Source organism: Antarcticirhabdus aurantiaca (assembly GCF_009765365.1).
Taxonomy (GTDB): Bacteria; Pseudomonadota; Alphaproteobacteria; order Rhizobiales; family Rhizobiaceae; genus Antarcticirhabdus; species Antarcticirhabdus aurantiaca.
Genome location: NZ_VTOM01000002.1, coordinates 261,958 through 287,277, shown reverse-complemented (window position 1 = coordinate 287,277; position 25,320 = coordinate 261,958). Strand labels below are relative to the sequence as shown.

Sequence of the window (25,320 nt, the reverse complement as noted above, 5' to 3'; positions counted from 1 at the left end):
GTCTCCTGTCACAGTTCCAGGAGCGCGTAGGGGCGCCCCTCGGGTTTGGGGATGTGGCGCGCCACGTTGTAGACCGGCGCGCCGCCGGGGGTGCGCCCCTCGAAGGCGCCGCGATGGGCGTGGCCGTGGATCACGGCGCCGACGGGAAAGCGGTCGATCGTCTCGGCGAGCCGCGAGGAGCCGAGAAAGGGGAAAATCTCCGGCGGCTCGCCCATCACCGTCTCGGCGATCGGCGCGTAGTGGAGAAGCACGAGGGCGCGCCGCGTGCGAACGCTCCGCAGGCCGTTCTCCAGCTTCATCGCCTCGGCGACGCTTTCGGCCACCATGGCCTTGATCGCCGGCTCGCCGAAGGAGCCGAGCATCGCCCGGCCGAAGCCGCCGGCAAAGCCCTTCACGCCGACGAAGCTCAGGCCCTCGATCTCCACCGCCTGCCCGTCGAGGAGGTGAACGCCGGCCTGGCGCAGGATAATCGAGACCTCCTCGACCTGCCCGCTCTCGTAGTCGTGGTTGCCGAGGACCGCCACTACCGGCACCGAGCAGGAGCGCATGTCCTCGGCGAGGATCTCGGCCTCCCGCACCTTGCCGAGATCGGTGAGGTCGCCGACGATCGCCAGCGCCTGCGCGTTGCGGCCGACATCGGCGAAGAGGTCGCGCCAGGGATGGCGGTCGGTCTCCTTGACGTGGAGATCGCCGATCGCCGCGACCCTCAGGCGCCGCCGGTCGGGATCGCCGCCCTCCGTCCGCTCGTCAATCGTTGCGCCACTCGCCCTCGCCTCCGACATCGGCAAAACCCCATTCCTTGACGTCGATCTCGTAGTCGATGCGCGAGAACATGCGCCCGCGGCAGACCTTCATCTGCGGGGCGGGCAGCTCGCGCTGCCTGGCGAGGCGCTCCAGCAGCTCGTCGAGGAGCCAGGCGGGCACGTGCTCGCGCTCGGTCGGATAGATCCAGCGGAAGGTGAGGAGGTGGGTGAGCAGCACCTCCCAATGCAGCTCCATGTAGCCGAGGAGCCGCTCCCAATCGATCTGGTCGTGGGCCTTCAGGATGACGTGGGCGACGTCGTTGCCGTCGTAGCGGTGGCGCAGCTGGATGAAGCTCTTGGAGAAGACGAGCTCGGTCGGGCCGATGATGCGCACCGGCGTGCCGAAGAGGTCGATCCGGCGCGAATGCTCGAACCAGGCGTCGCCGACGGGCATGGTGCCGTTGGACGAGGCGAAGATGACGTCGAAGAAGTGCTTGCCCTTGAAGACCTTGCCGAGCCAGCGCTCGTCCTCGATCTCGACGGCGTGGCCCTTGGCCTGGAAATGGGCGAGGATGCGCGGGAAGTCGCCCGCCTTGCAGAAGATGTCGAGGTCCTTCGTTTCGCGCACGATGCCGGTATAGGCGCTGACGGCATAGGTGCCGGCGAGAAGGAAGGGCATGCCCGCCGCGTGCAGCTCCTCGAGCACCTCGACGTAGAAGCTTTCCGCCTCCGGGTCCTTGAGGATCGGCGAGGCCTTGGCGTCGAAGGCGGCCCCGCCCGCGGGGACGCCGGATGGCTGATGGTTCATGCGCGTCTGGCTCCGCGGCCGGCCTCGCGCCGCCCGTCGGGCTCAACGGGGCGCGGCGCGGTGGGTTCCGGCCGCCGCGCCGCGCGAGGGCATCAGCCGCTCATGCGCTCGAAGCCGGCATCGTCGTTGCCGCTGCCGCTGTCGAGGTCGAGCGCGACGCCGCGGGAGGACGCCGCCGGGCGGCGTGCCGGCTGGAAGCCGCTCGCCCGCGCCTGAAGCGCGCGAACGTCCTGGCGAGCCGGAGCGGCAGAGGAAGCCGGAGCCGGCGCCGCGGCACGCGGCGTCTGCGGCCGGGTCGCAACCGCGGCCGGCGTCTCCGTGTCGATCCGGAAGAAGCCGGCGCGCTCGTTGAGGGCCTCGGCCTCGGCCGACAGCTCGCCCGCCGTCGCGGTCATCTCGTTGGCGGCGCCCGCGTTGGCTTGCGTCACCTGGTCGAGCTGCTGGATGGCCTGGTTGATCTGCTCGATGCCGATCGACTGCTCGCGGCAGGCCGCCGAGATCTCGCCCACCAGCTCGGCCGTGCGGCGAATGTCCGGCACCAGCCGCTGCAGCATCTCGCCCGCTTCCTCCGAGACCTGCAGCGTCGACACCGACAGCTCGCCGATCTCGGCCGCCGCCTGTTGGCTGCGCTCGGCGAGCTTCCTCACTTCCGAAGCGACGACCGCGAAGCCCTTGCCGTGGCTGCCGGCGCGGGCGGCCTCGATGGCGGCGTTGAGCGCCAGGAGATCCGTCTGGCGGGCGATCTCCTGCACCACCGTGATCTTCTCGGCGATGGTGCGCATGGCCTCCACCGACTGGGCGACGGCAGTGCCTGTCTTCTCGGCGTTGACGTTCGCCTGGGCCGCGATCTTCTCGGTCTGGGCGGCGTTGTCGGCGTTCTGACGAACGTTGGCCGTCATCTCCTCGACCGCGGCCGAAGCCTGCTCGGAAGCCGCGGCCTGCTCGGTCGAGCCGGAGGAGAGCTGCTCGGCCGTCTGCGCCGACAAGGCCGAACCGGAGGCGACCTGGCCCGCGGAGCCCAGGACGCTGCCGATGATCCCGTTCAGCTTCAGCCGCATCTGGCAGATCGCCGTCAGGAGATCGCCGATCTCGTCGTTGTAGTTGTGGTTAATCCGCTCGGAGATGTCGCCGCGCCCGATCTTCTCGGCATGGTGCACAGCCAGCTTCAGGCCGCGGTTCAACGTCGAGCCGATCCACGCCGCCGCGCCGACCCCGGCCAGGAGCGCGGCCGCCAGGATGGCCACCATCCAGGCGCGGGCGGACTCGAAGGTCGCGGTCGATGCGGCGGCGTAGCTGTTGGCCTCGTTCAGGGTGGCGTCCGTCAAAGCGCCGAGACGGGTCGCGAGCTCCTCGGCGATAGGCGCCTGCCGCACCTCGATCAGCTCCTGGGCCGACTTCATCGCGGCCGCATCGCGGTCGGCCTCGCCGACGAGTTCGACGATCTCGTTAATCACCGACTTCATCTCGTCGATCGTCGGCTGGACGGGCGCGAAGGCCTGCCATTCCTCGGGCGTGGACGCCTGCCGAAGGCCGTCGATCTTCTGGTCGAGCAGACCCCAGTCCTTCGTCAGCTGCGCCTTGAGCCGGTCCAGCTCGGCCGCATCGGATGTGATCATCAGCCGCACGGTCGCACGGCGGGCGTCGGTGATCGCGAGCTGCACGCCCTGGATGTTCTCCATGCGGGCGAAGGGCCCTTTCACGAAACTCGTCATGGCCGCGCTGGTTTGCGACATGCCCGACAGGCCGACATAGCCGGCACCGGCGATCATGATCAGTACGGCACCGAACGACGCCGCTAGCTTCATCCGGATCGGTAATCGCATCCTCGTCCTCACTATTGCGAGCTGCCGCATCGTGTGACCGGCCATTGGGTGCGAAAGTAACGGCAATGTATGTTTCTTTAGTTTAAATAAACTAAGGTCTACTTCCCATCGTGTTTTCCCCGCGTTTATAGACCTTCCAGTTCTATAACATTCTGAGATTACATCATCTGCATCGTCTGGTTCCAGTATGTCATCCGCGGTAGCGCGACCCGTCGCCCTTACCCTGGAATCGTTCCAATCTATTGTTATTGTTTGCTTTTCCGGAATGGATTATGACGCCCGGCATCCGCGTCACCGCTCGTACGGTCGCCCATGCTCGTTCCATTCCTCATCATGCTCCGCGAGGGGCTCGAAGCGGCCCTGGTGGTCGGCATCGTCGCCGGCTATCTCGCCCGGACCGGCCGCGCCGCCTGGCTGCCGGCGGTCTGGACCGGGATCTTCCTGGCGCTCGCCCTGTCCTTGTTCGCCGGTGCCGGCCTCCAGCTCGCCAGCGCCGAGTTTCCGCAAGGGATCCAGGAACTGTTCGAGGCGCTCGTCGGCCTCGTCGCGGCGGGCATGCTGACGGCGATGGTCCTGTGGATGCGGCGGGCGGCGCGCTCGATGTCCAGCGATCTCCGGGCCTCGATCGACGCGGCGCTCGCGGGCGGCTCGGGGCGCGGCGTGGCGCTGATCGGCCTCGTCTTCTTCGCCGTCGCGCGCGAAGGTCTGGAATCCGTGTTCTTTCTCCTCGCCCTCTTCCAGCAGAGCCAGGGGGCGGCAGCCCCGCTCGGCGCGCTTCTCGGCATCGGCGTCTCGGCGGTTCTCGGCTACGGCATCTATGCCTGGGGCCTGCGCCTCGACCTCAAGCGCTTCTTCCGCTGGACCGGCGTCTTCATCCTCTTCGTCGCGGCCGGGCTCCTCGCCGGCTCGCTGCGCCACCTTCACGAGGCCGGCCTCTGGAACGGACTTCAGGCCGTGCCCTTCGACCTGTCCGGCTGGCTTCCGGCCGACGGCCCGGTCGGCGTGGTTCTCGCCGGGCTCCTCGGCTACGTGCCGGATCCGACGCTGGGCGAGCTGATCGTCTACGTCCTGTTCCTCGTCGCCTCGCTGACGCTGTTCCTGAAGCCCGCGGGCGGCGACACCGGCGCGCCCCGCCCGGCCGCGGCCGGCCTGTGACCGGAGGCTCGCCGTGACCGCTCCCGCGTCCCGTCCCTCTTCTCCGCCGAACGGATCCGGCGCGCCGAGCCCGCGCGCGCAGCGGATGATGCGCCTCTCGGCCGTCGGCGGGGCGGTCCTGATGCTGGCGGGCGGCTTCGCCTTCTACGCCGCCTCGCAGGTCGCGGCCTCGCGCGGCCCCGCCGACGCGGACGCCGTCACCGTGACGCTGCGGAACGGCGCCTGCGAGCCGATGGCGCTGGAGGTGCCCGCCGGGCGCTCCACCTTCCGAATCGTCAACGAGACCGACCGCGCGACGGAATGGGAGATCCTCGACGGCGTCATGGTGATGGAGGAGCGCGAGAACATCGCGCCCGGCATCACGCAGACGCTGTCCGTCCGCCTTTCTCCCGGCAGCTACGCCATCACCTGCGGCCTCCTGTCGAACCCGCGCGGAACCCTCACCGTCACCGCCGCCGCAGTGACGGCCGGCGCGCCGGCGACCCGGCCCGCCCTCACCGCCTTCATCGGCCCGCTCGCCGAATACCAGGTCTTCGTCGGCGCGGAAGCGAACCGCCTCGTCAAGGCGACGGCGGCCCTGGATGCGGCGGTGCGCTCGGGCGACCTCGACGCGGCGCGCACCGCCTATGCCGCGGCGCGCCTGCCCTTCATGCGCCTGCGGCCCGCCGCCGCGCGCCAGGGCGACCTCGACGCGGCGATGAACGCGCAGGCCGCCTATCTGGAAAAGCGCGAGGCCGACCCGGCCTTCACCGGCTTCCACCGCCTCGAATACGGTCTCTTCGCGCGCAACAGCCTCGACGGCCTCGCGCCCGTCTCGGCCAAGCTCGCGGCGGACGCGGCGACGCTGAAGGAGCGGCTGCGGGCCGACAGGCCGACGCCGCAGGGCATGGGCGAGAACGCCGAGCGCCGGCTCGCCGCGCTCGCCGACACGACCATCCCCGCCGGCGAGGACGCTTACGCCGCGAGCGACCTCGCCGACATCGAGGCGGAGCTGTTGGGCGTCGCCAAGATCGCCCGCCTCTTCGTGCCGATCGCCGAGGACGGCGCGCCGGCCGCCGCCGGCCAGGTGGAAGCGCGGCTGGCCGAGTTCGACGCCGCGCTCGCGGCCCTGCGGGGCGCGAACGGCTATCCGTCCTACGGCGCCGTCGACGCGCCCGCACGCGAGGCGCTTGCGGCACGAGCGCGGGCGCTGCGCGACAGCCTCTCGGCGATGAACGCCGCGCTCGGGCTCGGCGAAGGAGACCTCACGTGACCGCGCCGCGCTGCCCCGCCCACGGCCTCGTCACCGACCGGCGCCGGCTGCTTCTCGGGCTCGGCCTGGGAGCCGCGGCGGCGGCCGCCTGCCCGGCGGGCGCCGCGAGCCTTGCCGGCAACGAGGCGGCCGACGCGCCGGAAAGCGCCGACGCCAACGCTGCCGTTCCCTTCTACGGGCGCCGTCAGGCCGGCATCGTGACGCCCCGGCCGGCCGCCGGGATGATCGCGAGCTTCGACACGCTGGCCAGGACACCGGAGGAGGTCGAGCGCTTGTTCCGGCTCCTGACCGAGCGCTTCGCCTTTCTCGCCGTCGGCGGCCCGGTGCCCGAGCTCGACCCGAAGCTGCCGCCGCCCGACAGCGGCATCCTCGGTCCCGTGGTGCCGCCCGACCGCCTGACGATGACGCTCTCGCTCGGCGCCTCCTTCTTCGAGAACCGGCCCTGGGCCGCGCCGCTGAGGCCGGCGCGCCTCAGCCGCATGACGAAGTTCCCGAACGACGCGCTCGACGCCGACCTTTGCCACGGCGACCTCAGCGTCCAGATCTGCGCCAACACGCCCGACGCGACGATCCACGCGCTGCGCGACCTCATCAAGCAGGCGCCGGACCTCCTCCTGATCCGCTGGAAGCAGGAAGGAACCGTGCCGATCCTGGCGCCGCGCCCCGACGGGCGCACGGAAAGCGCGCGCAACTTCCTCGGCTTCCGCGACGGCTCGGCCAATCCGGACTCGCGCGACGAGCCCCTGATGGAGCGCGTCGTCTGGACGCGCGGCGGCGAGAACGGCGAACCGGCCTGGACGACGGGCGGCAGCTATCAGGCGGTGCGCATCATCCGCAACTTCGTCGAGCGCTGGGACCGCACCCCGCTCGGCGAGCAGGAGCGCATCATCGGCCGCCTGAAGGCCAGCGGCGCGCCGATGACCGGAACCGACGAGGCCGAGCTGCCCGACTACGCCGCCGATCCGGACGGTGCCCTGACGCCCTTCGACGCCCACATCCGCCTCGCCAATCCGAGGACGCCCGGCTCGGAGGCGAGCCTCATGCTGCGCCGGCCCTTCAACTATTCCAACGGCGTCACGAAGAACGGCCAGCTCGACCAGGGGCTCCTCTTCATCGCCTACCAGGCCGACCTCGAAGCCGCGTTCATCGCCGTCCAGAAGCGGCTCGATGGCGAGCCGCTGGAGGAATACGTCAAGCCCGTCGGCGGCGGCTACTTCTTCACCCTGCCGGGCGTCGAAGCGCCCGGCGACTATCTCGGCCGCCCGCTTCTCGAGGCGGCCTCCGCCTGAAGCGCTCCCGCACCCCTTCCTCGTTCACGGAGTCCGATCCCATGCCGAAGCTCACCCTCCGCGGCGCCGCGGCGCTCGCCTTCCTCGCCGCCGCGCCCGGCCTCGCCTCGGCCAACGTGTCGCCGCTCGACATCGTCCAGCCGGTCGCGGACTACAAGATCTACGTGTCCGAGAAGCTCGACCAGCTCGTCACCGACACCAAGGCCTTCACCGACGCGGTGAAGGTGGGCGACGTCGAGACGGCCAAGCACCTCTTCCCCTCGACGCGCATGAGCTACGAGGCGGTGGAGCCGATCGCCGAGCTCTTCAGCGACCTCGACGCCTCGATCGACTCGCGCGCCGACGATCACGAGAAGGCGGAAGAGGATCCCGGCTTCATCGGCTTCCACCGCATCGAGTACGGCCTGTTCTCGAAGAACTCGGCCGAGGGCCTCGGCCCCGTCGCCGACAAGCTGATGGCGGACGTGACCGACCTCCAGTCGCGTATCGAGAACCTCGTCCTGCCGCCTGAAAAGGTCGTCGGAGGCGCGGCGGCGCTGATGGAGGAGGTCGCGGCGACCAAGATCTCCGGCGAGGAGAACCGCTACAGCCGCACCGACCTTTGGGACTTCCAGGCGAACTTCGACGGCTCGCGCAAGATCTTCGACCTCGTCCGGCCGCTGATCCAGACCGACGACGCCGCCTTCGTCGCCAAGGTGGATGCGAGCTTCGACACGGTCGACGAGACCCTCGCCAAGTACCGCGAGGGCGACGGCTTCAAGCTCTACGAAGCCCTGACCGACGACGACCGCCGCGTGCTGGCCGCCAACGTGAACACGCTGGCCGAGGACCTCTCGACCCTGCGCGGCAAGCTCGGCCTGGACTGAGAGCTGCCGGGATCGATATCCTCATAAGATCGTTGAAAATAGCATTGAATGCCACTTCAGAGCGATCTAAGAGCACCTGAATCTATAAATAGCTGATATCGCGCGAAAGAACGCGAACCGCTTTCGGGCGGTTCGCGCTATCATCCGCCTCGCACCGGAAACGAGGGAGCGGGCGAGATGGAGCGGATCGGTCTGATCGGCGGGATGAGCTGGGAAAGCACCGCGGTCTATTACAGGCGCATCAACGAGATGGTGCGCGAGCGCCTCGGCGGCCTCCATTCGGCCGACATCGTCATGCGCTCGGTCGACTTCCACGACATCGTCGAGCTGCAGAAGGCGGGCAACTGGGCGGAGGCCGGGCGGCGCCTCGCCACGGCCGCGCGCGAGCTCGAAGCCGCCGGCGCGCGGATGATCGTGATCTGCACCAACACCATGCACCGCCTTGCCGACGAGGTCCGCGCCGCGGTGCGGGTGCCGCTCGTCCACATCTGCGACGTGACGGGCGAGGCGCTGGTCGCCGCCGGCCGGCGCCGCCCGCTGCTTCTGGCGACCCGCTACACGATGGAGGACGGCTTCTGGCGCGACCGGCTCGCGGCGCGCACCGGCATTCGCGCCGTCGTGCCGGAGGCCGAGGCCGACCGCGCCGCCGTCCACGACATCATCTTCGGCGAGCTGTGCCGCGGGATCGTCTGTCCGAAGTCGCGCGAGCGCTACCGGGCGATCGTCGCGCAGGCCGCCCGCGCGCAAGGCGCCGACAGCGTGATCCTCGGCTGCACCGAGATCGGCCTCCTCGTCGGTCCGGCGGATCTCTGCCTGCCGGTCTTCGACTCGACGCTCCTCCACGCCGACGCGGCGGTGGAGCTGTCGCTCGGCACCGAGGCTCTCGCCCTCGCGGGCTGAGGGCCGAGAGCCGGCGCCTTCAGTCCAGCCGGAAGCGCGACAGGCGCCGGCCGATCTCGGCCACCGCGGCGTCGCCGACATTGGCGAAGGCGACGCGCAGGAAGTCCTCGCCCGCCGGTCCGAAGAACGATCCGGGCAGGGCGACGATGCCCATCCGCTCAGCCAGCGCCTCCGCCACGATGCGCGAGGACACGCCGCGGAAGGGGTGGCGCAGATAGGCGAAGTAGGCGCCGATCTGGAGGAGATCCCAGCCCGGCACCGCCGCGATCGTGTCGCGAAAGAGCGCGGCGCGCGCGGCGATGGCGCGGGCCGTCTCGTCGCGGAACGGCGCGAGCGCCGCGATCATCCCGTCCGCCGCGAGCGCCGCCTGCGGCACGCGCGGGGCGCAGATCTGGACGCAGTCGATCACCTTGACCAGCTCCCCCACCATGCCCGTCCCGGCCACCACCGCCCCGAGCCGGTGGCCCGGGATCGCGTAGGCCTTGGAGAAGGAATAAAGGCTGAGGAGGTGGGTGTCCGCGCCCTCCATGCCGAAGAGGCGGTGCGGCGGCCCCGCTTCGGGATCGAGGAAGTCGCGATAGGTCTCGTCGAGGATCAGCGCGATGTTGCGCTCGCGGCAGATCGCGAAGAGCCGTTCGATCGCCGCCGGCGGATAGACCGCACCGGTCGGGTTGTTGGGCGACACGATCACCAGCGCCCGGACCCTGTCGTCGATCGCCGCCTCGACGGCTTCGGGGCTCGCCAGGAAGCCGTCCTCGGGGCGGGTCGGCAGGGGGCGCGCCTCGATGCCGAGCATGGCGAGCGTCATCTGGTGGTTGAAGTACCAGGGCGTCGGCAGGAGCACGGCCTCGCCGGCGCGGGCGAGCGCGACGATCGCGGCGACGAAGGCCTGGTTGCAGCCGGCGGTGACGACGACGCGCTCGGGCGCGATCTCCGTTCCGTAGCGGGCCGAGACGTGCGCGGCATAGGCGGCGCGGAAGGCGGGGTCGCCGGGGATCGGCCCGTAGCGCGCGACGGCCGGCGCCTCGGCCGCCCGGCCCAGCGCCTCGGCGAGGAGGGCGGGCGGCGGATGGCCGGGAACGGCCTGGCTGCAGTCGATCAGCGGCCCGGCGCGCCCGTCATAGGCGGCGCCCCAGGCCGCGCCGAGGGCGACCGGCGGGGCGCCGACACCCCGAACCAGCGGGTTGGCAAGGCTCATCGGATGCCCTCCTCTCGCATGCGCGACGCAGGCAACGCCGTCAGGCCGCCGCGGACCGCGCGTCGAGGACGCTAGAGATCAGCGCGGCGAGGCGCGGCACGCCCTCGTTCACGGCGCGCGCGTCGGCAAGGGTGAAGGACAGGCGCAGCGTGTTGCGGCCCGACCCGTCGGCGTGGAAGGCGGCGCCCGGCACGAAGGCGACGCGCGCCTCGCGCACGGAGCGGGCGAGGAGCTCGGCGGCGTCGATCCCCTCCGGCAGCGTGACCCAGGCGAACATGCCGCCTTCCGGGCGGTTCCAGGCGACCCCGGCCGGCATGGCGGCTTCCATCGCGCCGAGCAGCGCGTCGCGCCGGGCGCGATAGCTCTCGATCAGCATGGAGACCTGCGCGTCGTAGGCGCGCTCGGCGACGTGGGCGATGGCGATCTGGTTGATCGAGGGGCTGTGGAGGTCGGCCGCCTGCTTCATCAGGACGAGCTTGTCGACGACGACGCGCGGCGCGCAGATCCAGCCGACGCGAAGGCCGGGCGCGAGGATCTTGGAGAAGCTGCCGCAGTAGATCGTGCGGGCGTTCTCGATGCCGCCGGAACGCGCGCAGTCCAGCGCCAGGATCGGCGGCACGGACTCGCCCTCGTAGCGCAGCGCCCGGTAGGCCGCGTCCTCGATGACGACGGTGCCGAGCTCGGCCGAGAGGTCGAGCACCGCCTCGCGCTGTGCCTTGGAGAGCGTCGCGCCGCTGGGATTGGCGAAGTCCGGCACGAGATAGGACAGCTTGACGCGCCCGCCCGCCGCCGCGGCCGCGTCGGCGTAAGCCGCGGGCGTCGTGTTGCCGCCGTCGGGGTTCAGCCGGTCGTAGCGCGGCTCGTAGGCGTTGAAGGCCTGGAGCGCGCCGAGATAGGTCGGCCAGGTGACGAGCGCCGTGTCGCCCGGCGACAGGAACAGCTTGCCGAGATAGTCGAGGCCCTGCTGCGAGCCGGAGGTGATGAAGATGTTCCCCGCGTCGCAGGGCACGCCGAGCTTGCCCATCTCGCCCGCCAGCCAGCGTCGGAGCGGCAGGTAGCCCTCGCTCACCTGATACTGGAGCGCCGCGCCCGCGCCCGGCCCCTGAAGGATCTCGGCATATGCTTCGGCGAAAGCCGCCTTCGGAAAGAGGGCAGGGTCCGGGATGCCGCCGGCAAAGGAGATGATGTCGGGCTGGTCCAGGAGCTTCAGGAGCTCGCGGATCTCGGAGGCCCGCATCCGGCTGGAGCGGGTGGCGAACAGGTCGGTCGGGTTCATGGGGAGGCTCCTCCTCGCGATGGCCTCGCACGCGGCATCATATAAGTCAACAATGCTGACCTAATTTCGCGCCGCAGCACGCGAGGGCTCGCGCGATCCTGATCCGGCCGGCATGGCGGGCGGATGGAGGAGACCCTATGTCGTCGCCCGGGAGGTCCCAGACATCAAGACGGGACGAAACCGAATGGACGACATGAACACGCAGCTCCGGCCGACCGGAGCCGAACTCACCGACATCGACTGGAAGACGCTCGGCGCCCTCGCCGAGGACGGCCACGGGACGATCCCCGAGGGCGCCGACCTGGAGCGGCTCGACGAGCTGGGGCTCGTCACCCGGGTCGGCATCACCTGGGGGCTGACCGCGGCGGGCCGGGCTCGGCTGACTGCTGAAGCCTAAAACTCCCTCGCAACACGGCGGACACGGAGCCGAAACCCGGTTCCCGGTCCGCGACATGCGCCTGCAACGCGGCCGGACGATCCTCGCTCCTCCACCCACGGACCCGCTCGCGCGAGACGCGCCTGCGGGTCCTTTCCCGGGAGATCCCGCGATGATCCGCACCGCTCTTCGAGCCGCCGCCCGGCGCCGCCGGGCCCACGCCACCTTCCGCGCCCTCGACCAGCTCGATGCCGTTCTCCTCGACGACATCGGCCTGACGCGCCAGGACGTGGAGCAGCTGCGCCCGGCCCGCCTCGGCCGCGGCCTGTCCCGGTTTCGCTGATCGGCGGCCTCCGGCGCGCCGCACTGCAACAAGTCGCTAGGGCGCAAGGAACTTCTCGCCGCCTCGCGCGCTTTCCTCCGGTCCAATTCCTTCGGCACCTGGGGTAGGCCCGTGAAATTCGAGAACAACTTCAAAGCCGCCCGGATCACGGGTCGGCCCGCGCTCAAGCGCGCGCGCATCGAGAGCGGACGGCCCTTCCCGCGCGGCGCGACCTGGGACGGGCTCGGCGTCAACTTCGCCCTGTTCTCGTCGACGGCGACCAAGGTCGAGCTTTGCATCTTCGACAGCGAGGGCAAGACCGAGCTCGAGCGCATCGAGCTGCCGGAATACACCAACGAGATCTTCCACGGGTACCTGCCCGACGCCCGCCCGGGCCTCGTCTACGGCTACCGCGTCCACGGCCCCTACGAGCCCGATGCCGGCCATCGCTTCAACCCGAACAAGCTCCTGATCGACCCCTACGCCAAGCAACATGTCGGCGCGGTGCAGTGGGATCACGCGCTCTTCGGCTACACGATCGGCCACGCCGACAAGGACCTGTCCTTCGACGAGCGCGACAGTGCCGCCTTCGTGCCGAAGGCACGGGTCGTCGACCAGGCCTTCACCTGGGGCGACGAGCGGCGCCCGAAGGTGCCCTGGGAGCGCACGATCTTCTACGAAACCCACGTCAAGGGCTTCACCCAGCGCCATCCGACCGTGCCGAAGAGCGATCGCGGCACCTTCGCGGGCCTCATGCACCGCGACGTGGTCGACTACATCAAGAGCCTCGGCGTCACCTCCGTCGAGCTCCTGCCGATCCACTCCTTCGTGGACGACAGCTACCTCGTCGAGAAGGGCCTGCGGAACTACTGGGGCTACAACACGCTCGGCTTCTTCGCGCCCGATCCGCGCTACCTCGCCACGCCCTTCGTCAACGAGTTCAAGGAGCTCGTCGCGACCTTCCACCATGCCGGGCTCGAGGTCATCCTCGACGTCGTCTACAACCACACGGCGGAGGGCAACGAGCTCGGGCCGACGCTGTCCTTCAAGGGCATCGACAACAGCGCCTACTACCGCCTGCTGCCGGACCAGAAGCGCTACTACATCAACGACACGGGCACCGGAAACACCGTCAACACGTCGCATCCCCGCGTGATGCAGATGGTGACGGACTCGCTTCGCTACTGGGCCGGCGAGATGCGCGTCGACGGCTTCCGCTTCGACCTCGCCACCATTCTCGCCCGCGAGCCGACCGGCTTCTCGGAGGAGTCGAGCTTCCTCCATGCCTGCATGCAGGACCCGCTGCTGACCGAAGTGAAGATGGTCGCCGAACCCTGGGACTGCGGCCCCGGCGGCTACCAGGTCGGCCGCTTTCCGCCGGGCTGGGCCGAGTGGAACGACGGTTATCGCGACACGGTGCGCGCCTTCTGGAAGGGCGACGAGGGCAAGGTCCCGGCGGTCGCGGGCAAGATCTCGGCCTCGGCCGACCTCTTCGACAAGCGCGGCCGTCGCCCCTGGGCGAGCGTCAACTTCATCACCGCCCATGACGGTTTCACGCTGCACGACCTCGTCTGCTACAACGACAAGCACAACGAGGCCAACGGCGAGGACAACCGCGACGGCCACAGCCACAACCTGTCCTACAATTACGGCGTCGAAGGGCCGACGGAGGACGAGGGCATCACCGAGGTGCGCTTCCGTCAGCTGCGCAACTTCTTCTCGACGCTGCTCTTCTCGCGCGGCACGCCGATGATCCTGGCGGGCGACGAGTTCGCCCGCACGCAGAACGGCAACAACAACGCCTATGCGCAGGACAACGAGATCGGCTGGATCGACTGGAACGTCACGGAAGAAGGCCGCGGCCTCGCCGAGTTCGTCCAGAAGCTGATCATGCTGCGTCAGTCGCTGCCGATGCTCCGGCGCGGCCGCTTCCTGCACGGCACCTTCGACGAGGAGCTGGGCGTCAAGGACGTCGCCTGGATGTCGCCCTCGGGCGGCGAGATGGGCGATGCCGAGTGGACCGACACCGGCGCGCGCTGCTTCGGCGTCCTTCTCGACGGCCGCGCCCAGTCGGAAGGCGTCCGCCGCCCCGGCACGGACGCGACCATGCTCATCGTCATGAACGCCCACCACGACGTGGTGAACTTCAAGCTGCCGGACGTCGCGGGCGGCCTTCGCTGGCGCTGCATCGTCGACACCAACCTGCCGGACCGCGACGAACTCGTGCCCTTCGAGTTCAACACGGACTACATGGCGACCGGCCGCTCCTTCCTCGTCTTCCTCTTGGAGCCCGAGGAAGGCCATCCGACCTCGGAGGCCGCGAGCCGCGCCTTCGCCCACGTCGCGGAAGCCTTCGCGGAAGCCGCCATCGAGCGCGTGCGCTTCTCCGACGAGGTGGACGAGACGGAGACCGAGAGCGACGAGCCGGAGGAAGCCCCGCTCGCCTGAGGGCGGGCGACCGCTTCCCGTACCAGCACATTGTGGGGCGCGGCGCCGGATCGATCTCCGGCGCCGCGCCTTTTTCGTCAGAACCACGAGAACCCCAAGGGAGCCCATCCGGCATGAAGGCCATCCGCCTCGACAAGCCCGGCGGCCTCGACCGCCTCCGCCTCCACGACCTGCCCGATCCGGGCCGGCCCGGCCCCGGCCAGATCCGGGTGAGGATCAGCGCCAGCTCGCTGAACTATCACGACTATGGCGTCGCCTCCGGCCGCATGCCGACCGAGGACGGGCGCATCCCCATGTCGGACGGCGCCGGCACGGTGGAGGCCGTGGGGGAGGGCGTGGAGGACTTCGCGGCCGGCGACGCGGTCGTGTCCTGCTTCTTCCCGCTCTGGCAGGACGGCGAGGCGGCGGTCGCCGACTTCAAGACGACGCCCGGCGACGGGATCGACGGCTATGCGCGCGAAAGCGTCGTCGCGCCGGCCTCCTGGTTCACCCGCGCGCCGAAGGGGTGGAGCCACGCGGAAGCCGCGACGCTGACCACCGCCGGCCTCACCGCCTGGCGGGCGCTCGTCGTCGACGGGGGTCTGAAGGCCGGCAACGACGTCCTCGTCCTCGGGACCGGGGGCGTCTCGATCTTCGCGCTGCAGATGGCCAAGGCCATGGGCGCGCGGGTGGCGGCGACGTCGTCATCGGACGAGAAGCTGGAGCGGCTGCGCGCGATGGGCGCCGACTTCACCGTGAACTACAAGGCCGATCCCGAATGGGGCTCGGCCGTCATCGACTGGACGGGCGGGCGCGGCGTCGACCACGTGGTCGAGGTCGGCGGCCCCGCGACGCTGCCGCAATCGATCAAGGCGGCGCGCATCGGCGGTCACCTCGCGCTGATCGGCGTCCTCACCGGGCGCTCGGGCGAAATCCCGACCGCGCTCATGATGGCCCGCCAGCAGCGCCTGCAGGGTCTCATCGTCGGCAGCCGCCGGCACCAGGAGGACATGGTGCGCGGGCTCGAGGCGACGGGCATCCGGCCGGTGATCGACCGGAGCTTTCCGCTGGAGGGCATCGCCGACGCCTTCCGCCACGAGGAGTCCGGCCGGCACTTCGGCAAGATCTGCCTGGAGTTCTGACGAACCCCGGCGCCGTCCTACATGACGGCGCCGAGCTGCCAGGGCACGAACTCGTTGTCGCCGTAGTCGAAGCTCTCGCTGACGGTCTTGCGGCCCGAGGCGGTGTCGAGGATCAGCTGGAAGATGCGCCGGCCGTTCTCCTCGATCGTCTCGGTGCCGGAAACGATCGTGCCGCAGTCGATGTCCATGTCCTCGCGCATGCGCTCAAACATCGGCGTGTTGGTGGCGAGCTTCAGCGAGGGCGCGGGCTTGAAGCCCGAGACCGAGCCGCGGCCGGTGGTGAAGCAGATGAGGTTGCAGCCGCCCGCGACCTGGCCCGTCACCGCCACCGGATCGTATCCCGGCGTGTCCATGAAGACGAAGCCCTTCTCGTCGATCGCTTCCGCGTATTCGTAGACCGCCTGGAGGCGCGAGGCGCCGCCTTTCGCGACCGCCCCGAGCGACTTCTCGAGGATCGTCGTGAGACCGCCCTGCTTGTTGCCGTGGGAGGGGTTGTTGTTCAGCTCCGCGTCGCCGCGCGCGGCATAATCCCGCCACCACTCGATCCGGTCGAGGAGCTTCTGGGCGACCGCCGGGGTCGCCGCGCGGCGGGTCAGAAGATGCTCGGCGCCGTAGATCTCCGGCGTCTCGGCAAGGCAGGCCGTGCCGCCGTGGCGCACCAGGAGGTCCGCGGCGAAGCCGAGCGCGGGGTTCGCCGAGATGCCGGAATAACCGTCCGACCCGCCGCATTCGAGCGCCAGCGTGATGTGCTCGGCCGATTCCGGCGTGCGCCGGACGGCGTTCAGCGCCGGCAGCATCGCCTCGATCTCGGCGATCGCGGCGGCGATCGTCGCGCGGGTGCCGCCCGTGCCCTGGATCGTCATGGTGCGCAGCGCCTCGCCCTCGGTCAGGCCCTGGCGCTTGAGGAGGAGCGGGATCTGGTTGGTCTCGCAGCCGAGCCCGATCATCAGGACGGCGCCGACGTTCGGGTGCGTGGCGTAGCCCGCCAGCGTGCGGGCGAGGTAGCGATAGCCCTCGCTCTCCGTGTTCATCGCGCAGCCCATGCCGTGGGTGATCGCGATGACGCCGTCGACGTTGGGATAAGCATCGAGCCGCCCCGTCGCCGGCGCGAAATGCGCGGCGACGGCGCGCGAGACGGTCGCCGAGCAGTTCACCGAGGACACGATGGCGAGGTAGTTGCGCGTGCCGACCTTTCCGCTCGGGCGGCGATAGCCCATGAAGCGGGCGCGTTCCGCCTCCGGCACGTAGTCCGGCTCCTGCGCCCCCGCGCAGAACTCGTGGGTCAGGTCGACCTCGGCCATGGCGAGGTTGTGAGTGTGGACGTGGGAACCCGCCTCGATGTCGCGGCTGGCGAAGCCGATGGTCTGCCCGTACTTCGTGACCGGCGCGCCTTGCGGGATGGCGACGGTCGCCACCTTGTGGCCCTGGCCGATGCGGTCGCGCAAGGCGAGGCCGTCGACGGTCGGGGTTTTGGCGGGGTCGAGGGTCGCGCGCGCGATCAGGACGTTGTCGGCCGGATGCAGGCGGATCAGGGGCGAGGCGCGTTCGAGAACGTCGAGCATGTCAGGTGTCCTTGGGTGTCTCGGCCTCGACGCCGCCGGCATGCACCGCGCTCATCACGGCGAAGGAGCTGTCGAGGTGGATGGTCATGGCGAGCTCGGCCTGGTCGGGATTGCGCCGCTCCAGCGCCCGCACGATCGTCGCGTGCTGTTCGGTGGTCTCGGCCAAGTGGCCGGGCACGGGCGCCGAGAGGTGGCGCATGCGGTCGAGATGCGCCTTCATCAGGTGGACGAACTTCCACATGCGGGGAAAGCGGCTGATCGCCACGATGCTCGCGTGAAAGGCGTCGTCGACCTCGATGTAGTCCTTCAAGGCGCCGCGCCGCAGGATGTCGCGCATGTCGGCGATCAGCGCGTCGAGGCGGGCGATGTCGGCGGGCGTGACGAAGCCGGCGGCGCGGCGGATGCTTTCGACCTCCAGCGCGCGGCGGATCACGAAGCCCTCTTCCGCGACCTCGTAGGCGATCTTGGAGACGTAGGTGCCGGAATGGGGGAAGACGTCGACAAGGTCCTCCTCGGCCAGCCGCTTCAGCGCCTCGCGCACCGGCGTGCGCGACACGCCCCAGCGCAGGCACAGCTCTTTCTCCGAGATCGGCGCGCCCGGCGCCATGTCGAGGCGCACGATGGCATGGCGAAGCAGCTCATATATCTGCTCCGCCTTCTGGGCCGGCCGCTCGACCGTTTCCCGAGCCGCTGCGCCCGTCGACATCGCGAATTTTCCGTTGGTTGTCCGCCGGGGCGGATCGTGCCGCTCCCTCGGTCCTGTCCAACTCATATATCGGTTGACGCGGCGTCTGGCAAATGCGGATTGTCCGCCGCAGCGCGGTCGCTTCGCAGGCGGCGGGCGGAGACGGGAGAAGGTCATGGCGACGGGCATCGACGCGCACCAGCATTTCTGGCGGATCGCCCGCGGCGACTACGGCTGGATGAACGAGAGCGTGGCGCCGCTCCTGCGCGACTTCGGGCCGGACGACCTCGCCCCCCACCTCGCCCGCGCCGGCATTCACCGCACGATCCTCGTCCAGGCCGCGCCGACGGAGGCCGAGACGGCCTTCATGCTGGAGATCGCCGCGGCGAACGAGTTGGTCGCCGGCGTCGTCGGCTGGCTCGACATGGATTCCGATGCCTTTCCCGAGCGCCTGGATGCCGTCCGCCAGAATCCGCGCCTCGTCGGCATCCGGCCGATGCTGCAGGATCTCGACGACGACCGCTGGATCCTGCGCCCGCGCGTCCTCGCCAATCTCGAACGTCTGGCGACGAGCGGCCTCGCCTTCGACATCCTCTGCCTGCCGCGTCATCTGCCGCATGTCACAGAGGCGCTCGGCCGCGTGCCGTCGCTTTGCGCCGTCCTCGACCATATTGCCAAGCCCGAGATCGCGGCGGGCCGGCTCGATCCCTGGCGCGCCGATATCGCGGAGCTCGCGCGCCTGCCGAACGTGTCCTGCAAGGTCTCGGGCCTGGTGACGGAGGCCGCGCCCGACTGGCGGCTTGAGCACTTCCGCCCCTATGTCGACCACGTCACTGAGTGCTTCGGCGAGGACCGGCTGATCTTCGGCTCGGACTGGCCGGTCGCGACGCTCGCCGCGAGCTACGCCGAGGTCGCGAACCTCGCCCGCACGCTCCTGTCCGCCCGCTTCGGCCCCGAGGCTCTCGCCAAGATCTTCGGCGGCAACGCCGCGCGCTTCTACCGCCTCAGCGACATATAAGCCGGCTCATTCATTACCCCAGCAGCATGCGGACGTGGTCGTTGAGGAAGCGGCCGGCGGGGTCGAGCCGGCGGCGCAGCGCCCGGAAGTCGCCGGCGCGCGGGTAGAGGTGCGTGACGTCGTCGGTGTCGAGGAAGTGCAGCTTGCCCCAGTGCGGGCGGGAATCGTAGCGCCTGAGGATCGCGTCGACGTCGCGCAGGTAATCCCAGTAGTCGACGCCCGGCCCGCCGGAGACGGAGAGCGTGATCGAGTCCTGCCGATGGAAGGGGCTCATCCAGGCCTCGTCGCCGGCGGTGAAGCGGTACTCGATGGGGTAGATGCAGTTGGTGTGTTTGTTGAGCATCAACTCGCGCACCGCGCGGACCGCTTCCTTCCCGTGCTCGAGCGGCACGGCGTATTCCAGCTCGTGGAAGTTCGGCACGTATTCGATGGGGTAGACGTCGGAGGAATAGGCGATCTTCTCGAAGGGCGCCTCCATCGGCAGCCGGTCGGTGATGTCCATCACCTTCATCTCGCAGACGTCGGACGTCGCCTTGGTGGTGGAGAGCGGCGCGTCGGCCGTGTCGGCGAGGCAGTAGAGGTGGCGGCTTTCGGGGACGGGGCACCAGAAGAAGCCGAAGTGCCGGTGCTCGGCGGCGAGCTGGTCGTGCCGCTCCATGCACGTCTCGAAGTCGTCGCGCCAGAGATGTTCGTGAAGATTGTAAGCCGGCACGGTCTTCAGCGTGATCGCCGAGATGACGCCGAGGGTCCCGAGCGAGACGCGGGAGGCGAGGAGCATGTCGGGGTCCGAGCCGTCGACGGCCAAGACCTCGCCGTTCGGCTGAACGAGGCGGAGCCCCGCGATCTGCGAGGCGAGGCAGCCGAGCGTGATGCCGGTGCCGTGCGTGCCGGTGGTGAAGGCGCCGGCAATGGCCTGGCTGTCGATATCGCCCTGGTTGGCGAGCGACAGGCCGAGCGCCTTCAGCGCGCGGCCGACATCGCCGATGCACGTGCCGGCGGCCACCGTGACGTGCTCGCCCTCGACGGCGAGAACGCCCTTCATCTTCTCCAGCGAAAGCCGGAGGCCCGTGGTTCCGACCACCGGCGTGAAGGAATGGCCGGAGCCCGCGACGCGCACCGGCAGATCGGCGGCGTCCGCCTCCGCCACCATCTCGCAGAGCTGCGCCTCGCTTTCCGGCGAGGCCTTGTAGCGCGAGATGCAGGACTGGTTGCCGACCCAGTTGCGCCAAAGACCGCCCTTCTCGAATGCCATGGGAAAGCGTCCTTTCAGATCGCGGTGAAGGCGTTGTCGACGAAGAGGTGGGCGCCGTTGACGAAGCTCGCCTCGTCGCTGAGCAGGAACAGCGCGGCGCTCGCCACCTCTTCCGGCCGGCACATGCGCCCTTGGGCGGCCCGGATCGCGGCCTCCGAGGCGTCGACGCCGAAGCCCGAGAGGAGCTCGACCTCGCGATTGCCGTGGGCGGTGGCGATGAAGCCGGGGCAGACGGCGTTGCAGCGCACGTTGCGGTCGCGGAACTCGACGCCGATGGCCCGCGCGAACATGTGCACCGCCCCCTTCGTCGTGTCGTAGAGCACCTCGGCCGGGGTCGCGGCCACCGCCGAGATCGAGGAGGTGCACACGATCGAACCGCCGCCGGCCTCGATCATGCCCGGGAGGACGGCGCGCGTCATCAGGAACATGGAGCGCACGTTCACGTCCATGAGCCAGTCGTATTCCTCGTCGGTAGTCTCCAGGAACGGCTTCACGACGATCGATCCGGCATGGTTGAAGAGCGCGGTCGGGGGCCCGAAGGCGCTCGTCGCGGCAGCCACCGCCGCCTCCACCGCGTCGCGCTTCGACACGTCGGCCTCGGCGAAGATCGCCTCGCCCCCGCCCGCGCGGATCTCGGCGGCGAGCGCCTCGCCCTTGCTCACCTGCCGGTCGACGATCGCGACCCGCGCGCCCTCGCCGGCGAAGAGCCGCGCGGCGGCCGCCCCGCAGCCGTCCGCGCCGCCGGAGACGATCGTGCTGCGCCCGTCGAGGCGTCCTGGGCGTTCCACCATGTGAAGGCTCCTCCTGAATGAAAAGCGGCGGGAGCGTCTTCCGCGCCCCCGCCGGTCGAGCGGTCCGGCCGGCTTCAGCGCGTCTCGCCGACGGCCGTTTCCGCGGCGCGGATGGCGGCCTGGCGGCGGGCGATCTCGTCGCCGATCGGCGGGCCGGTGAAGCGGCGGCGCTCGAAGGCGAACCAGACGATGCCCGCGATCGCGAGGAAGCCGAGGGTGATGTAGAGGGCGTTGCCGTTGGGCGGCTGCACGCCGAGGACGAAGATCAGCGCCATGGCGAGGACCGAGAGGACGCCCGAGACCATGAAGGCGCCGCGGCCAATGTTCCACGGCCCCATCTTCGGCCACTTGGTGCCGCCGTAGGCGAGGAGCCCCGCGACGATCGGGATGGCGAAGGAGAAGAACAGGAAGATCACCGTGCAGGACACGACGATCGCGTAGGCCGAGGTTTCGCCGAAGCTGATCAGCGAGGTGCCCCAGACGAAGAGGACGGACAGGACCGCGCCCGTCCAGATCGCCGCGACGGGCGTGCGGAAGCGCGGGTTGACGCGGGCGAGCGCCTTGGAGGCCGGCAGGCCGCCGTCGCGCGAGAAGGCGAAGATCATGCGCGACACCGAGGTGACGGTCGCGAGGCCGCACAGGAACTGCGCCACGAAGATCGCGGCGAAGAGGATGGTGCGAAGCGTTCCGGGGACCTGCGTGTCCATCGCCCAGAAGAAGACGTTCCAGCCCTGCGCGGCGGCAGCATTCATGTCCGGGATCATCAGGACGAAGGAGCAGAGGACGACGTAGCCGGCGATGCTCGACCAGAGCACCGAGGAGACCATGCCCTGGGGCACGGACATCGCCGCGTCGCGGGTTTCTTCCGAGGTGTGCGCCGAGGCGTCGTAGCCGGTGATTGTGTAGATCGGAAGAAGCAGGCCGAGGAGGAAGGCCCAGCCCATCGACATGTCCGGCCAGACGTTGCCGCCCGCCGCGCCCGAATAGTTGTGGAAGGTGAAGAGGCGGGCCACGTCCCAGGAGGGCGCGAAGAGGAGGCAGGTCGCCGCCAGCGCCACGGAGGTGACGAGGATCAGGGAGCCCGAGAAGTCGGTGAGCTTGGCGGTGAGGCCGATGCCGACGTGGTTGATGATCGCCTGGAGCGCGGTGATGAGGGCCAGGAAGCCGATGCGCGTCCCGATCGTGTCCTCCATGCCGAGGGAAGGACCGAAGGCGCCGAAGAAGAAGTAGTAGGTGCCGACGTTGATCGCGCCGAGAACGGTGACGAGGCCGAGGAGGTTGAACCAGGCGGTCAGCCAGCCGATGAAGCGGTTCCCCAGGATCGAGCCCCAGTGATAAAGGCCGCCCGCCGTCGGATAGGCCGAGGCGATCTGCGCCATGGCGATGGCGAAGACGGCCGAGACGAGGCAGCCGAGCGGCCAGCCGATGCCGATCGCGGCGCCCCCGGCGCCCGAGGTCGCCTGGGCGAGCGAGTTGATGCCGCCCGACAGGATGCAGATGATCGAGAAGGAGATGGCGAAGTTGGAGAAGCGGCTCATCCGCCGCTCCAGCTCCTGGGCGTAGCCCATGGAGTGGAGCACCTGCATGTCGGCGTGCTTCTGGTCGTCGGTGTAGCCGGGCGGCGGCGCGCCGGCGGAGGAGGCGGGGGTCGTGGTCATCGGGCATCTCCGCGTGGGCTGAGAGGACGAGGCTCCGGCGGCTGAAGACGAAGGCGGGGAAACGAGGTCCGACGCGGGGTCCCGGCATGCCGTGTGCACAGACTGGAGGCAGGCTCAAGGAACTGGCAATGTCACCAAAGGGCTATTCGCCCCTGCCGCGGCGCTGCTAGGTTTCGCGCTTCGCGGCAGGCGGCGCACGCGACGGGGAGCCGGAGCATGGAGCGAAGGACGGAGCGGGACGGCGGCGCCGGCGATCGCGCCGGCTGGCAGAACGGCGTCGGCGCGATCATCGCCCATCTGGGCCGGCCCGAGCTGCCGGACATCCTCGACGCGGCGCTGCGGGGGCTCGCGTCCTTCGACCTCAGCGTGATCTTCGCCTATCCCGAGGGCGCGCGGCCGCTGCACCTTCACGACGGACTCGGGCTCCACCGTCCCGGCGCCGCGCTCGACGCCTATCTCGACGGCGCCTTTCTCCTCGATCCCTTCTACGTCGCCTGCGCGAAGCCCGTCGCGCCGGGTCTCTACCGGATGAGCGACCTCGCTCCCGACGCCTTCTTCGAGGGGCACTACGTCAACAACTGGGAGGTCCATCCCTGCATCTCGATGGAGTCGGGATCGCTCGCGGAAGAGATCGGCTACGTCGTGCCGCTGCCGGGCGGGCCGATGGCGGTCTACTCGCTGATGCGCAGCGCCGGCTCGGCGCCGTTCGACGCGGCGGAGTTCGAGCGCCTGGCGTCCGTCGAGCCGGTGGTGCGCGAGGCGATCCGGGCGCAGTGGCGCGATCTCGCGGTCCCCGCGATGCGCGTCGAGGCGGCGGGGGAGGCGGGGGAGGACGGCGCCGAACTCGTGCTCGACCGCGCCTTCGCGGGCTTCTGCCCGGGGCTCCTGTCGACGCGCGAGCGGGTGGTGACGCAGATGGTGCTGCGCGGCCACTCGACCCATTCCGTCGCCGCCCTCCTCGGCATCGCGGAAGGGACGGTCAAGAACCACCGCAAGAGCATCTACGCCAAGCTCGGCATCGCCAGCCAGCAGGAGCTGTTCAGCCTCTTCCTCGCCCACATCCTGGCGCGGCGGGATGGCCCGGACGCGGCGAGCCGGGCCGCCTGAAACGAGGAGCTTCGTCGCCCCCATGGTTGACGCGACCGCATCCCGGCCCGACATCAGGCCGCGCGCGACGCATCGGCGCGGCGACTGACAAAAGGCGGCCATGACCCAGACGGCTCCCCATCACCTGCCCGAGCCGGGCCGCAACTGCTTCCGCATCGAGACCGCCGAGCGCATGTCGGTGATCGTCGATGCGGACGCCTACTTCCGCGTCGCCCGCGCCGCCATGCTGAACGCCAAGAAGCGCATCACCCTCGTCGGCTGGGACTTCGACGCGCGCATCACGCTTGGCCATGACGGCGACGACGAGGGGCCGCGAAAGCTCGGTCCCTTCATCACCTGGCTGGTGGAGCGCAATCCGGACCTCGAGATCTTCCTCCTGCGCTGGGACGTCGGCGGGCTCAGCACGCTGTTTCGCGGCACCACGATCTTCACGCTGATGAAGTGGATGGCCCATCCGCGCATCCACACCAAGCTCGACCGCGTCCATCCCATCGCCTCCTCGCACCACCAGAAGATCGTGGTGATCGACGATTGCCTCGCCTTCTGCGGCGGCATCGACATGACCGCCGACCGCTGGGACACGCGCGAGCACGCGCCCAAGGACGAGCGGCGCCGGCGCCCGAGCGGGGCGCGCTACAAGCCCTGGCACGACGCGACGACGGCGATCAGCGGACCGATGACCAAGGCCATCGCCGAGATCTGCCGCGAGCGCTGGAAGACCGCGGGAGGCGCGCCGGAGCTGACGCCCGTCGAGGGCGTCTCGGCCTGCTGGCCGGAGGGGCTCGACGCCCATTTCCAGGCGCTGCCCGTCGCCGTGTCGCGCTCGGCGCCGGAGGTCGAGGGGCGCCCGCCCGTCCACGAGATCGAGGCGCTCTATCTCGACCAGATCGCGCGGGCCAAGCGCTTCATCTATGCCGAGAGCCAGTACTTCGCCTCGCGCCGCATCGCCGAGGCGATCGCGCGCCGCCTCGACGAGCCGGGCGGCCCGGAGGTGGTCGTGATCAACCCGGTGACGGCGCAGGGCTGGCTGGAGCCGATCGCGATGGACACGGCCCGCGCCCGCCTCGTCGAGGCGCTGCGCCGGCGCGACCGCGACGGGCGCTTCCGGATGTACCATCCCTTCAACGCGGGCGGCGAGGCGATCTACGTCCATGCCAAGGTGCTCGTCGTCGACGACCGCATCCTGCGCGTCGGCTCCTCCAACATGAACAACCGCTCGATGCGCCTCGACACGGAGTGCGACGTGACGGTGGACGCCGACCTCGGCGGCGGAACGGCGGTGTCGGACCGGATCGCGGCGATCCGCAACGACCTTCTCGCCGAGCATCTCGGCACCGATCCCGCGCGCGTCGCGGCCCTTCTCGATCAGACCGGATCGCTGGTCGCGACGATCGAGGCGCTGCGCGGCGAGGGGCGCACGCTGCGCCCCTACGAGGCGCCGGAGCTGACGGCGATCGAGGAATGGCTCGCCGACAACGAGGTGCTGGACCCGGAAGGGCCGGAGGAGATGTTCGAGCCGCTGTCGGGCCGCGGCCTGTTCCGCAACTGGCGCCGGCGGCGGCGGCATCGCCGGGCCTGACCCGCTTCTCTTAATCCGGCAGGCTTGCGGGTCGCGCGCCGCGCGGTTTGCGCTATGGAGGAGCGCGACGCGCCGGACGCGCGATCGCAAC

22 protein-coding genes are annotated in these 25,320 nt (G+C 70.1%); 12 read left to right on the top strand and 10 right to left on the bottom strand.

The window, feature by feature from the left end:
* Positions 1-8 precede the first annotated feature (8 nt).
* From FZN60_RS03495 to FZN60_RS03485, 3 genes are all read right to left on the bottom strand, one after another.
* Positions 9-782, bottom strand: coding sequence for a metallophosphoesterase family protein (locus FZN60_RS03495; protein ID WP_158871127.1), 774 nt, complete (start codon positions 780-782; stop codon positions 9-11).
* Positions 748-1,551: a nucleotidyltransferase family protein gene (locus FZN60_RS03490; RefSeq protein WP_158871125.1), complete on the bottom strand. Its 804-nt coding sequence runs from the start codon at positions 1,549-1,551 to the stop codon at positions 748-750. Before FZN60_RS03490 ends, FZN60_RS03495 begins: the two co-directional genes overlap by 35 nt.
* Positions 1,552-1,643: 92 nt before the next feature.
* Complete coding sequence (locus FZN60_RS03485; protein ID WP_246726570.1) at positions 1,644-3,356, bottom strand: methyl-accepting chemotaxis protein; 1,713 nt, start codon at positions 3,354-3,356, stop codon at positions 1,644-1,646.
* A gap of 330 nt (positions 3,357-3,686) precedes the next feature.
* Here FZN60_RS03485 and efeU point away from each other — a divergent pair, with 330 nt between their 5' ends.
* From efeU to FZN60_RS03460, 5 genes are all read left to right on the top strand, one after another.
* Entirely contained in the window at positions 3,687-4,529 is an 843-nt protein-coding gene (efeU, locus tag FZN60_RS03480) for an iron uptake transporter permease EfeU (protein ID WP_158871121.1), read from the top strand.
* A 13-nt stretch (positions 4,530-4,542) separates the two neighbouring features.
* A complete protein-coding gene (gene efeO / locus FZN60_RS03475) occupies positions 4,543-5,781 on the top strand; it encodes an iron uptake system protein EfeO (protein WP_246726568.1) in 1,239 nt (412 codons plus the stop codon).
* A complete protein-coding gene (gene efeB, locus FZN60_RS03470; protein WP_158871119.1) occupies positions 5,778-7,070 on the top strand; it encodes an iron uptake transporter deferrochelatase/peroxidase subunit in 1,293 nt (430 codons plus the stop codon). Before efeO (FZN60_RS03475) ends, efeB begins: the two co-directional genes overlap by 4 nt.
* A 41-nt stretch (positions 7,071-7,111) precedes the next feature.
* Positions 7,112-7,936 (top strand): iron uptake system protein EfeO, encoded by an 825-nt coding sequence (gene efeO / locus FZN60_RS03465; protein ID WP_158871117.1) that lies wholly within the window; start codon positions 7,112-7,114, stop codon positions 7,934-7,936.
* Between the two features lie 177 nt (positions 7,937-8,113).
* Complete coding sequence (locus FZN60_RS03460; protein ID WP_158871115.1) at positions 8,114-8,836, top strand: aspartate/glutamate racemase family protein; 723 nt, start codon at positions 8,114-8,116, stop codon at positions 8,834-8,836.
* A gap of 19 nt (positions 8,837-8,855) precedes the next feature.
* Here the strand turns inward: FZN60_RS03460 and FZN60_RS03455 are convergent, their stop codons facing one another.
* Complete coding sequence (locus FZN60_RS03455) at positions 8,856-10,034, bottom strand: aminotransferase (protein ID WP_158871112.1); 1,179 nt, start codon at positions 10,032-10,034, stop codon at positions 8,856-8,858.
* 40 nt (positions 10,035-10,074) lie between these two features.
* Positions 10,075-11,310 carry an aminotransferase-like domain-containing protein gene (locus FZN60_RS03450; RefSeq protein ID WP_158871110.1) on the bottom strand — a complete coding sequence of 412 codons (1,236 nt, stop codon included), beginning with the start codon at positions 11,308-11,310 and terminating at the stop codon, positions 10,075-10,077.
* A gap of 184 nt (positions 11,311-11,494) precedes the next feature.
* Here FZN60_RS03450 and FZN60_RS03445 point away from each other — a divergent pair, with 184 nt between their 5' ends.
* From FZN60_RS03445 to FZN60_RS03430, 4 genes are all read left to right on the top strand, one after another.
* The gene (locus FZN60_RS03445) at positions 11,495-11,707 is read left to right on the top strand and encodes a hypothetical protein (protein ID WP_158871108.1); all 213 of its coding nucleotides are present in this window, start codon (positions 11,495-11,497) and stop codon (positions 11,705-11,707) included.
* Positions 11,708-11,858: 151 nt separating this feature from the next.
* Positions 11,859-12,029: a YjiS-like domain-containing protein gene (locus FZN60_RS03440; RefSeq protein WP_158871106.1), complete on the top strand. Its 171-nt coding sequence runs from the start codon at positions 11,859-11,861 to the stop codon at positions 12,027-12,029.
* Positions 12,030-12,140: 111 nt separating this feature from the next.
* Positions 12,141-14,456, top strand: a complete 2,316-nt coding sequence (gene glgX / locus FZN60_RS03435) for a glycogen debranching protein GlgX (protein ID WP_158871104.1) — start codon at positions 12,141-12,143, stop codon at positions 14,454-14,456.
* Between the two features lie 113 nt (positions 14,457-14,569).
* On the top strand, positions 14,570-15,577 hold the full coding sequence (locus FZN60_RS03430) for a zinc-dependent alcohol dehydrogenase family protein (RefSeq protein ID WP_158871102.1): 1,008 nt from the start codon (positions 14,570-14,572) through the stop codon (positions 15,575-15,577).
* Positions 15,578-15,594: 17 nt separating this feature from the next.
* On the opposite strand, the gene FZN60_RS03425 is transcribed toward FZN60_RS03430, so the two are convergent.
* Complete coding sequence (locus tag FZN60_RS03425) at positions 15,595-17,139, bottom strand: UxaA family hydrolase (RefSeq protein ID WP_158871100.1); 1,545 nt, start codon at positions 17,137-17,139, stop codon at positions 15,595-15,597.
* A 1-nt stretch (position 17,140) separates the two neighbouring features.
* Positions 17,141-17,845: a GntR family transcriptional regulator gene (locus FZN60_RS03420; protein WP_158871098.1), complete on the bottom strand. Its 705-nt coding sequence runs from the start codon at positions 17,843-17,845 to the stop codon at positions 17,141-17,143.
* A gap of 154 nt (positions 17,846-17,999) precedes the next feature.
* On the opposite strand from FZN60_RS03420, the gene FZN60_RS03415 reads away from it, so the two are divergent.
* Positions 18,000-18,842, top strand: coding sequence for an amidohydrolase family protein (locus FZN60_RS03415; protein ID WP_158871096.1), 843 nt, complete (start codon positions 18,000-18,002; stop codon positions 18,840-18,842).
* A gap of 13 nt (positions 18,843-18,855) precedes the next feature.
* On the opposite strand, the gene FZN60_RS03410 is transcribed toward FZN60_RS03415, so the two are convergent.
* The 3 genes from FZN60_RS03410 to FZN60_RS03400 form a co-directional block, all read right to left on the bottom strand.
* Positions 18,856-20,094, bottom strand: a complete 1,239-nt coding sequence (locus FZN60_RS03410) for a D-arabinono-1,4-lactone oxidase (protein WP_158871094.1) — start codon at positions 20,092-20,094, stop codon at positions 18,856-18,858.
* Between the two features lie 14 nt (positions 20,095-20,108).
* The gene (locus tag FZN60_RS03405) at positions 20,109-20,885 is read right to left on the bottom strand and encodes an SDR family NAD(P)-dependent oxidoreductase (RefSeq protein ID WP_158871092.1); all 777 of its coding nucleotides are present in this window, start codon (positions 20,883-20,885) and stop codon (positions 20,109-20,111) included.
* Positions 20,886-20,959: 74 nt separating this feature from the next.
* Positions 20,960-22,471, bottom strand: a complete 1,512-nt coding sequence (locus FZN60_RS03400) for an amino acid permease (protein ID WP_246726574.1) — start codon at positions 22,469-22,471, stop codon at positions 20,960-20,962.
* Positions 22,472-22,759: 288 nt separating this feature from the next.
* Here FZN60_RS03400 and FZN60_RS03395 point away from each other — a divergent pair, with 288 nt between their 5' ends.
* Together FZN60_RS03395 and FZN60_RS03390 are read left to right on the top strand one after the other, a co-directional pair.
* Positions 22,760-23,650 (top strand): helix-turn-helix transcriptional regulator, encoded by an 891-nt coding sequence (locus FZN60_RS03395; protein ID WP_246726566.1) that lies wholly within the window; start codon positions 22,760-22,762, stop codon positions 23,648-23,650.
* A 100-nt stretch (positions 23,651-23,750) separates the two neighbouring features.
* Positions 23,751-25,229, top strand: a complete 1,479-nt coding sequence (locus tag FZN60_RS03390; RefSeq protein ID WP_158871088.1) for a phospholipase D-like domain-containing protein — start codon at positions 23,751-23,753, stop codon at positions 25,227-25,229.
* The last annotated feature ends 91 nt before the right edge of the window (positions 25,230-25,320 follow it).

Coding starts and splice junctions, on each gene's coding strand:
- FZN60_RS03405 (WP_158871092.1), bottom strand. CDS start 20,885: ATGGTGGAACGCCCAGGACGCCTCGACGGGCGCAGCACGATCGTCTCC.
- FZN60_RS03430 (WP_158871102.1), top strand. CDS start 14,570: ATGAAGGCCATCCGCCTCGACAAGCCCGGCGGCCTCGACCGCCTCCGC.
- FZN60_RS03425 (WP_158871100.1), bottom strand. CDS start 17,139: ATGCTCGACGTTCTCGAACGCGCCTCGCCCCTGATCCGCCTGCATCCG.
- efeU (WP_158871121.1), top strand. CDS start 3,687: ATGCTCGTTCCATTCCTCATCATGCTCCGCGAGGGGCTCGAAGCGGCC.
- FZN60_RS03490 (WP_158871125.1), bottom strand. CDS start 1,551: ATGAACCATCAGCCATCCGGCGTCCCCGCGGGCGGGGCCGCCTTCGAC.
- FZN60_RS03420 (WP_158871098.1), bottom strand. CDS start 17,845: ATGTCGACGGGCGCAGCGGCTCGGGAAACGGTCGAGCGGCCGGCCCAG.
- FZN60_RS03440 (WP_158871106.1), top strand. CDS start 11,859: ATGATCCGCACCGCTCTTCGAGCCGCCGCCCGGCGCCGCCGGGCCCAC.
- FZN60_RS03415 (WP_158871096.1), top strand. CDS start 18,000: ATGGCGACGGGCATCGACGCGCACCAGCATTTCTGGCGGATCGCCCGC.
- FZN60_RS03400 (WP_246726574.1), bottom strand. CDS start 22,471: ATGCAGGTGCTCCACTCCATGGGCTACGCCCAGGAGCTGGAGCGGCGG.
- FZN60_RS03460 (WP_158871115.1), top strand. CDS start 8,114: ATGGAGCGGATCGGTCTGATCGGCGGGATGAGCTGGGAAAGCACCGCG.
- efeO (WP_158871117.1), top strand. CDS start 7,112: ATGCCGAAGCTCACCCTCCGCGGCGCCGCGGCGCTCGCCTTCCTCGCC.
- FZN60_RS03410 (WP_158871094.1), bottom strand. CDS start 20,094: ATGGCATTCGAGAAGGGCGGTCTTTGGCGCAACTGGGTCGGCAACCAG.
- FZN60_RS03390 (WP_158871088.1), top strand. CDS start 23,751: ATGACCCAGACGGCTCCCCATCACCTGCCCGAGCCGGGCCGCAACTGC.
- FZN60_RS03495 (WP_158871127.1), bottom strand. CDS start 782: ATGTCGGAGGCGAGGGCGAGTGGCGCAACGATTGACGAGCGGACGGAG.
- FZN60_RS03450 (WP_158871110.1), bottom strand. CDS start 11,310: ATGAACCCGACCGACCTGTTCGCCACCCGCTCCAGCCGGATGCGGGCC.
- FZN60_RS03445 (WP_158871108.1), top strand. CDS start 11,495: ATGGACGACATGAACACGCAGCTCCGGCCGACCGGAGCCGAACTCACC.
- FZN60_RS03395 (WP_246726566.1), top strand. CDS start 22,760: ATGGAGCGAAGGACGGAGCGGGACGGCGGCGCCGGCGATCGCGCCGGC.
- FZN60_RS03455 (WP_158871112.1), bottom strand. CDS start 10,034: ATGAGCCTTGCCAACCCGCTGGTTCGGGGTGTCGGCGCCCCGCCGGTC.
- FZN60_RS03485 (WP_246726570.1), bottom strand. CDS start 3,356: ATGAAGCTAGCGGCGTCGTTCGGTGCCGTACTGATCATGATCGCCGGT.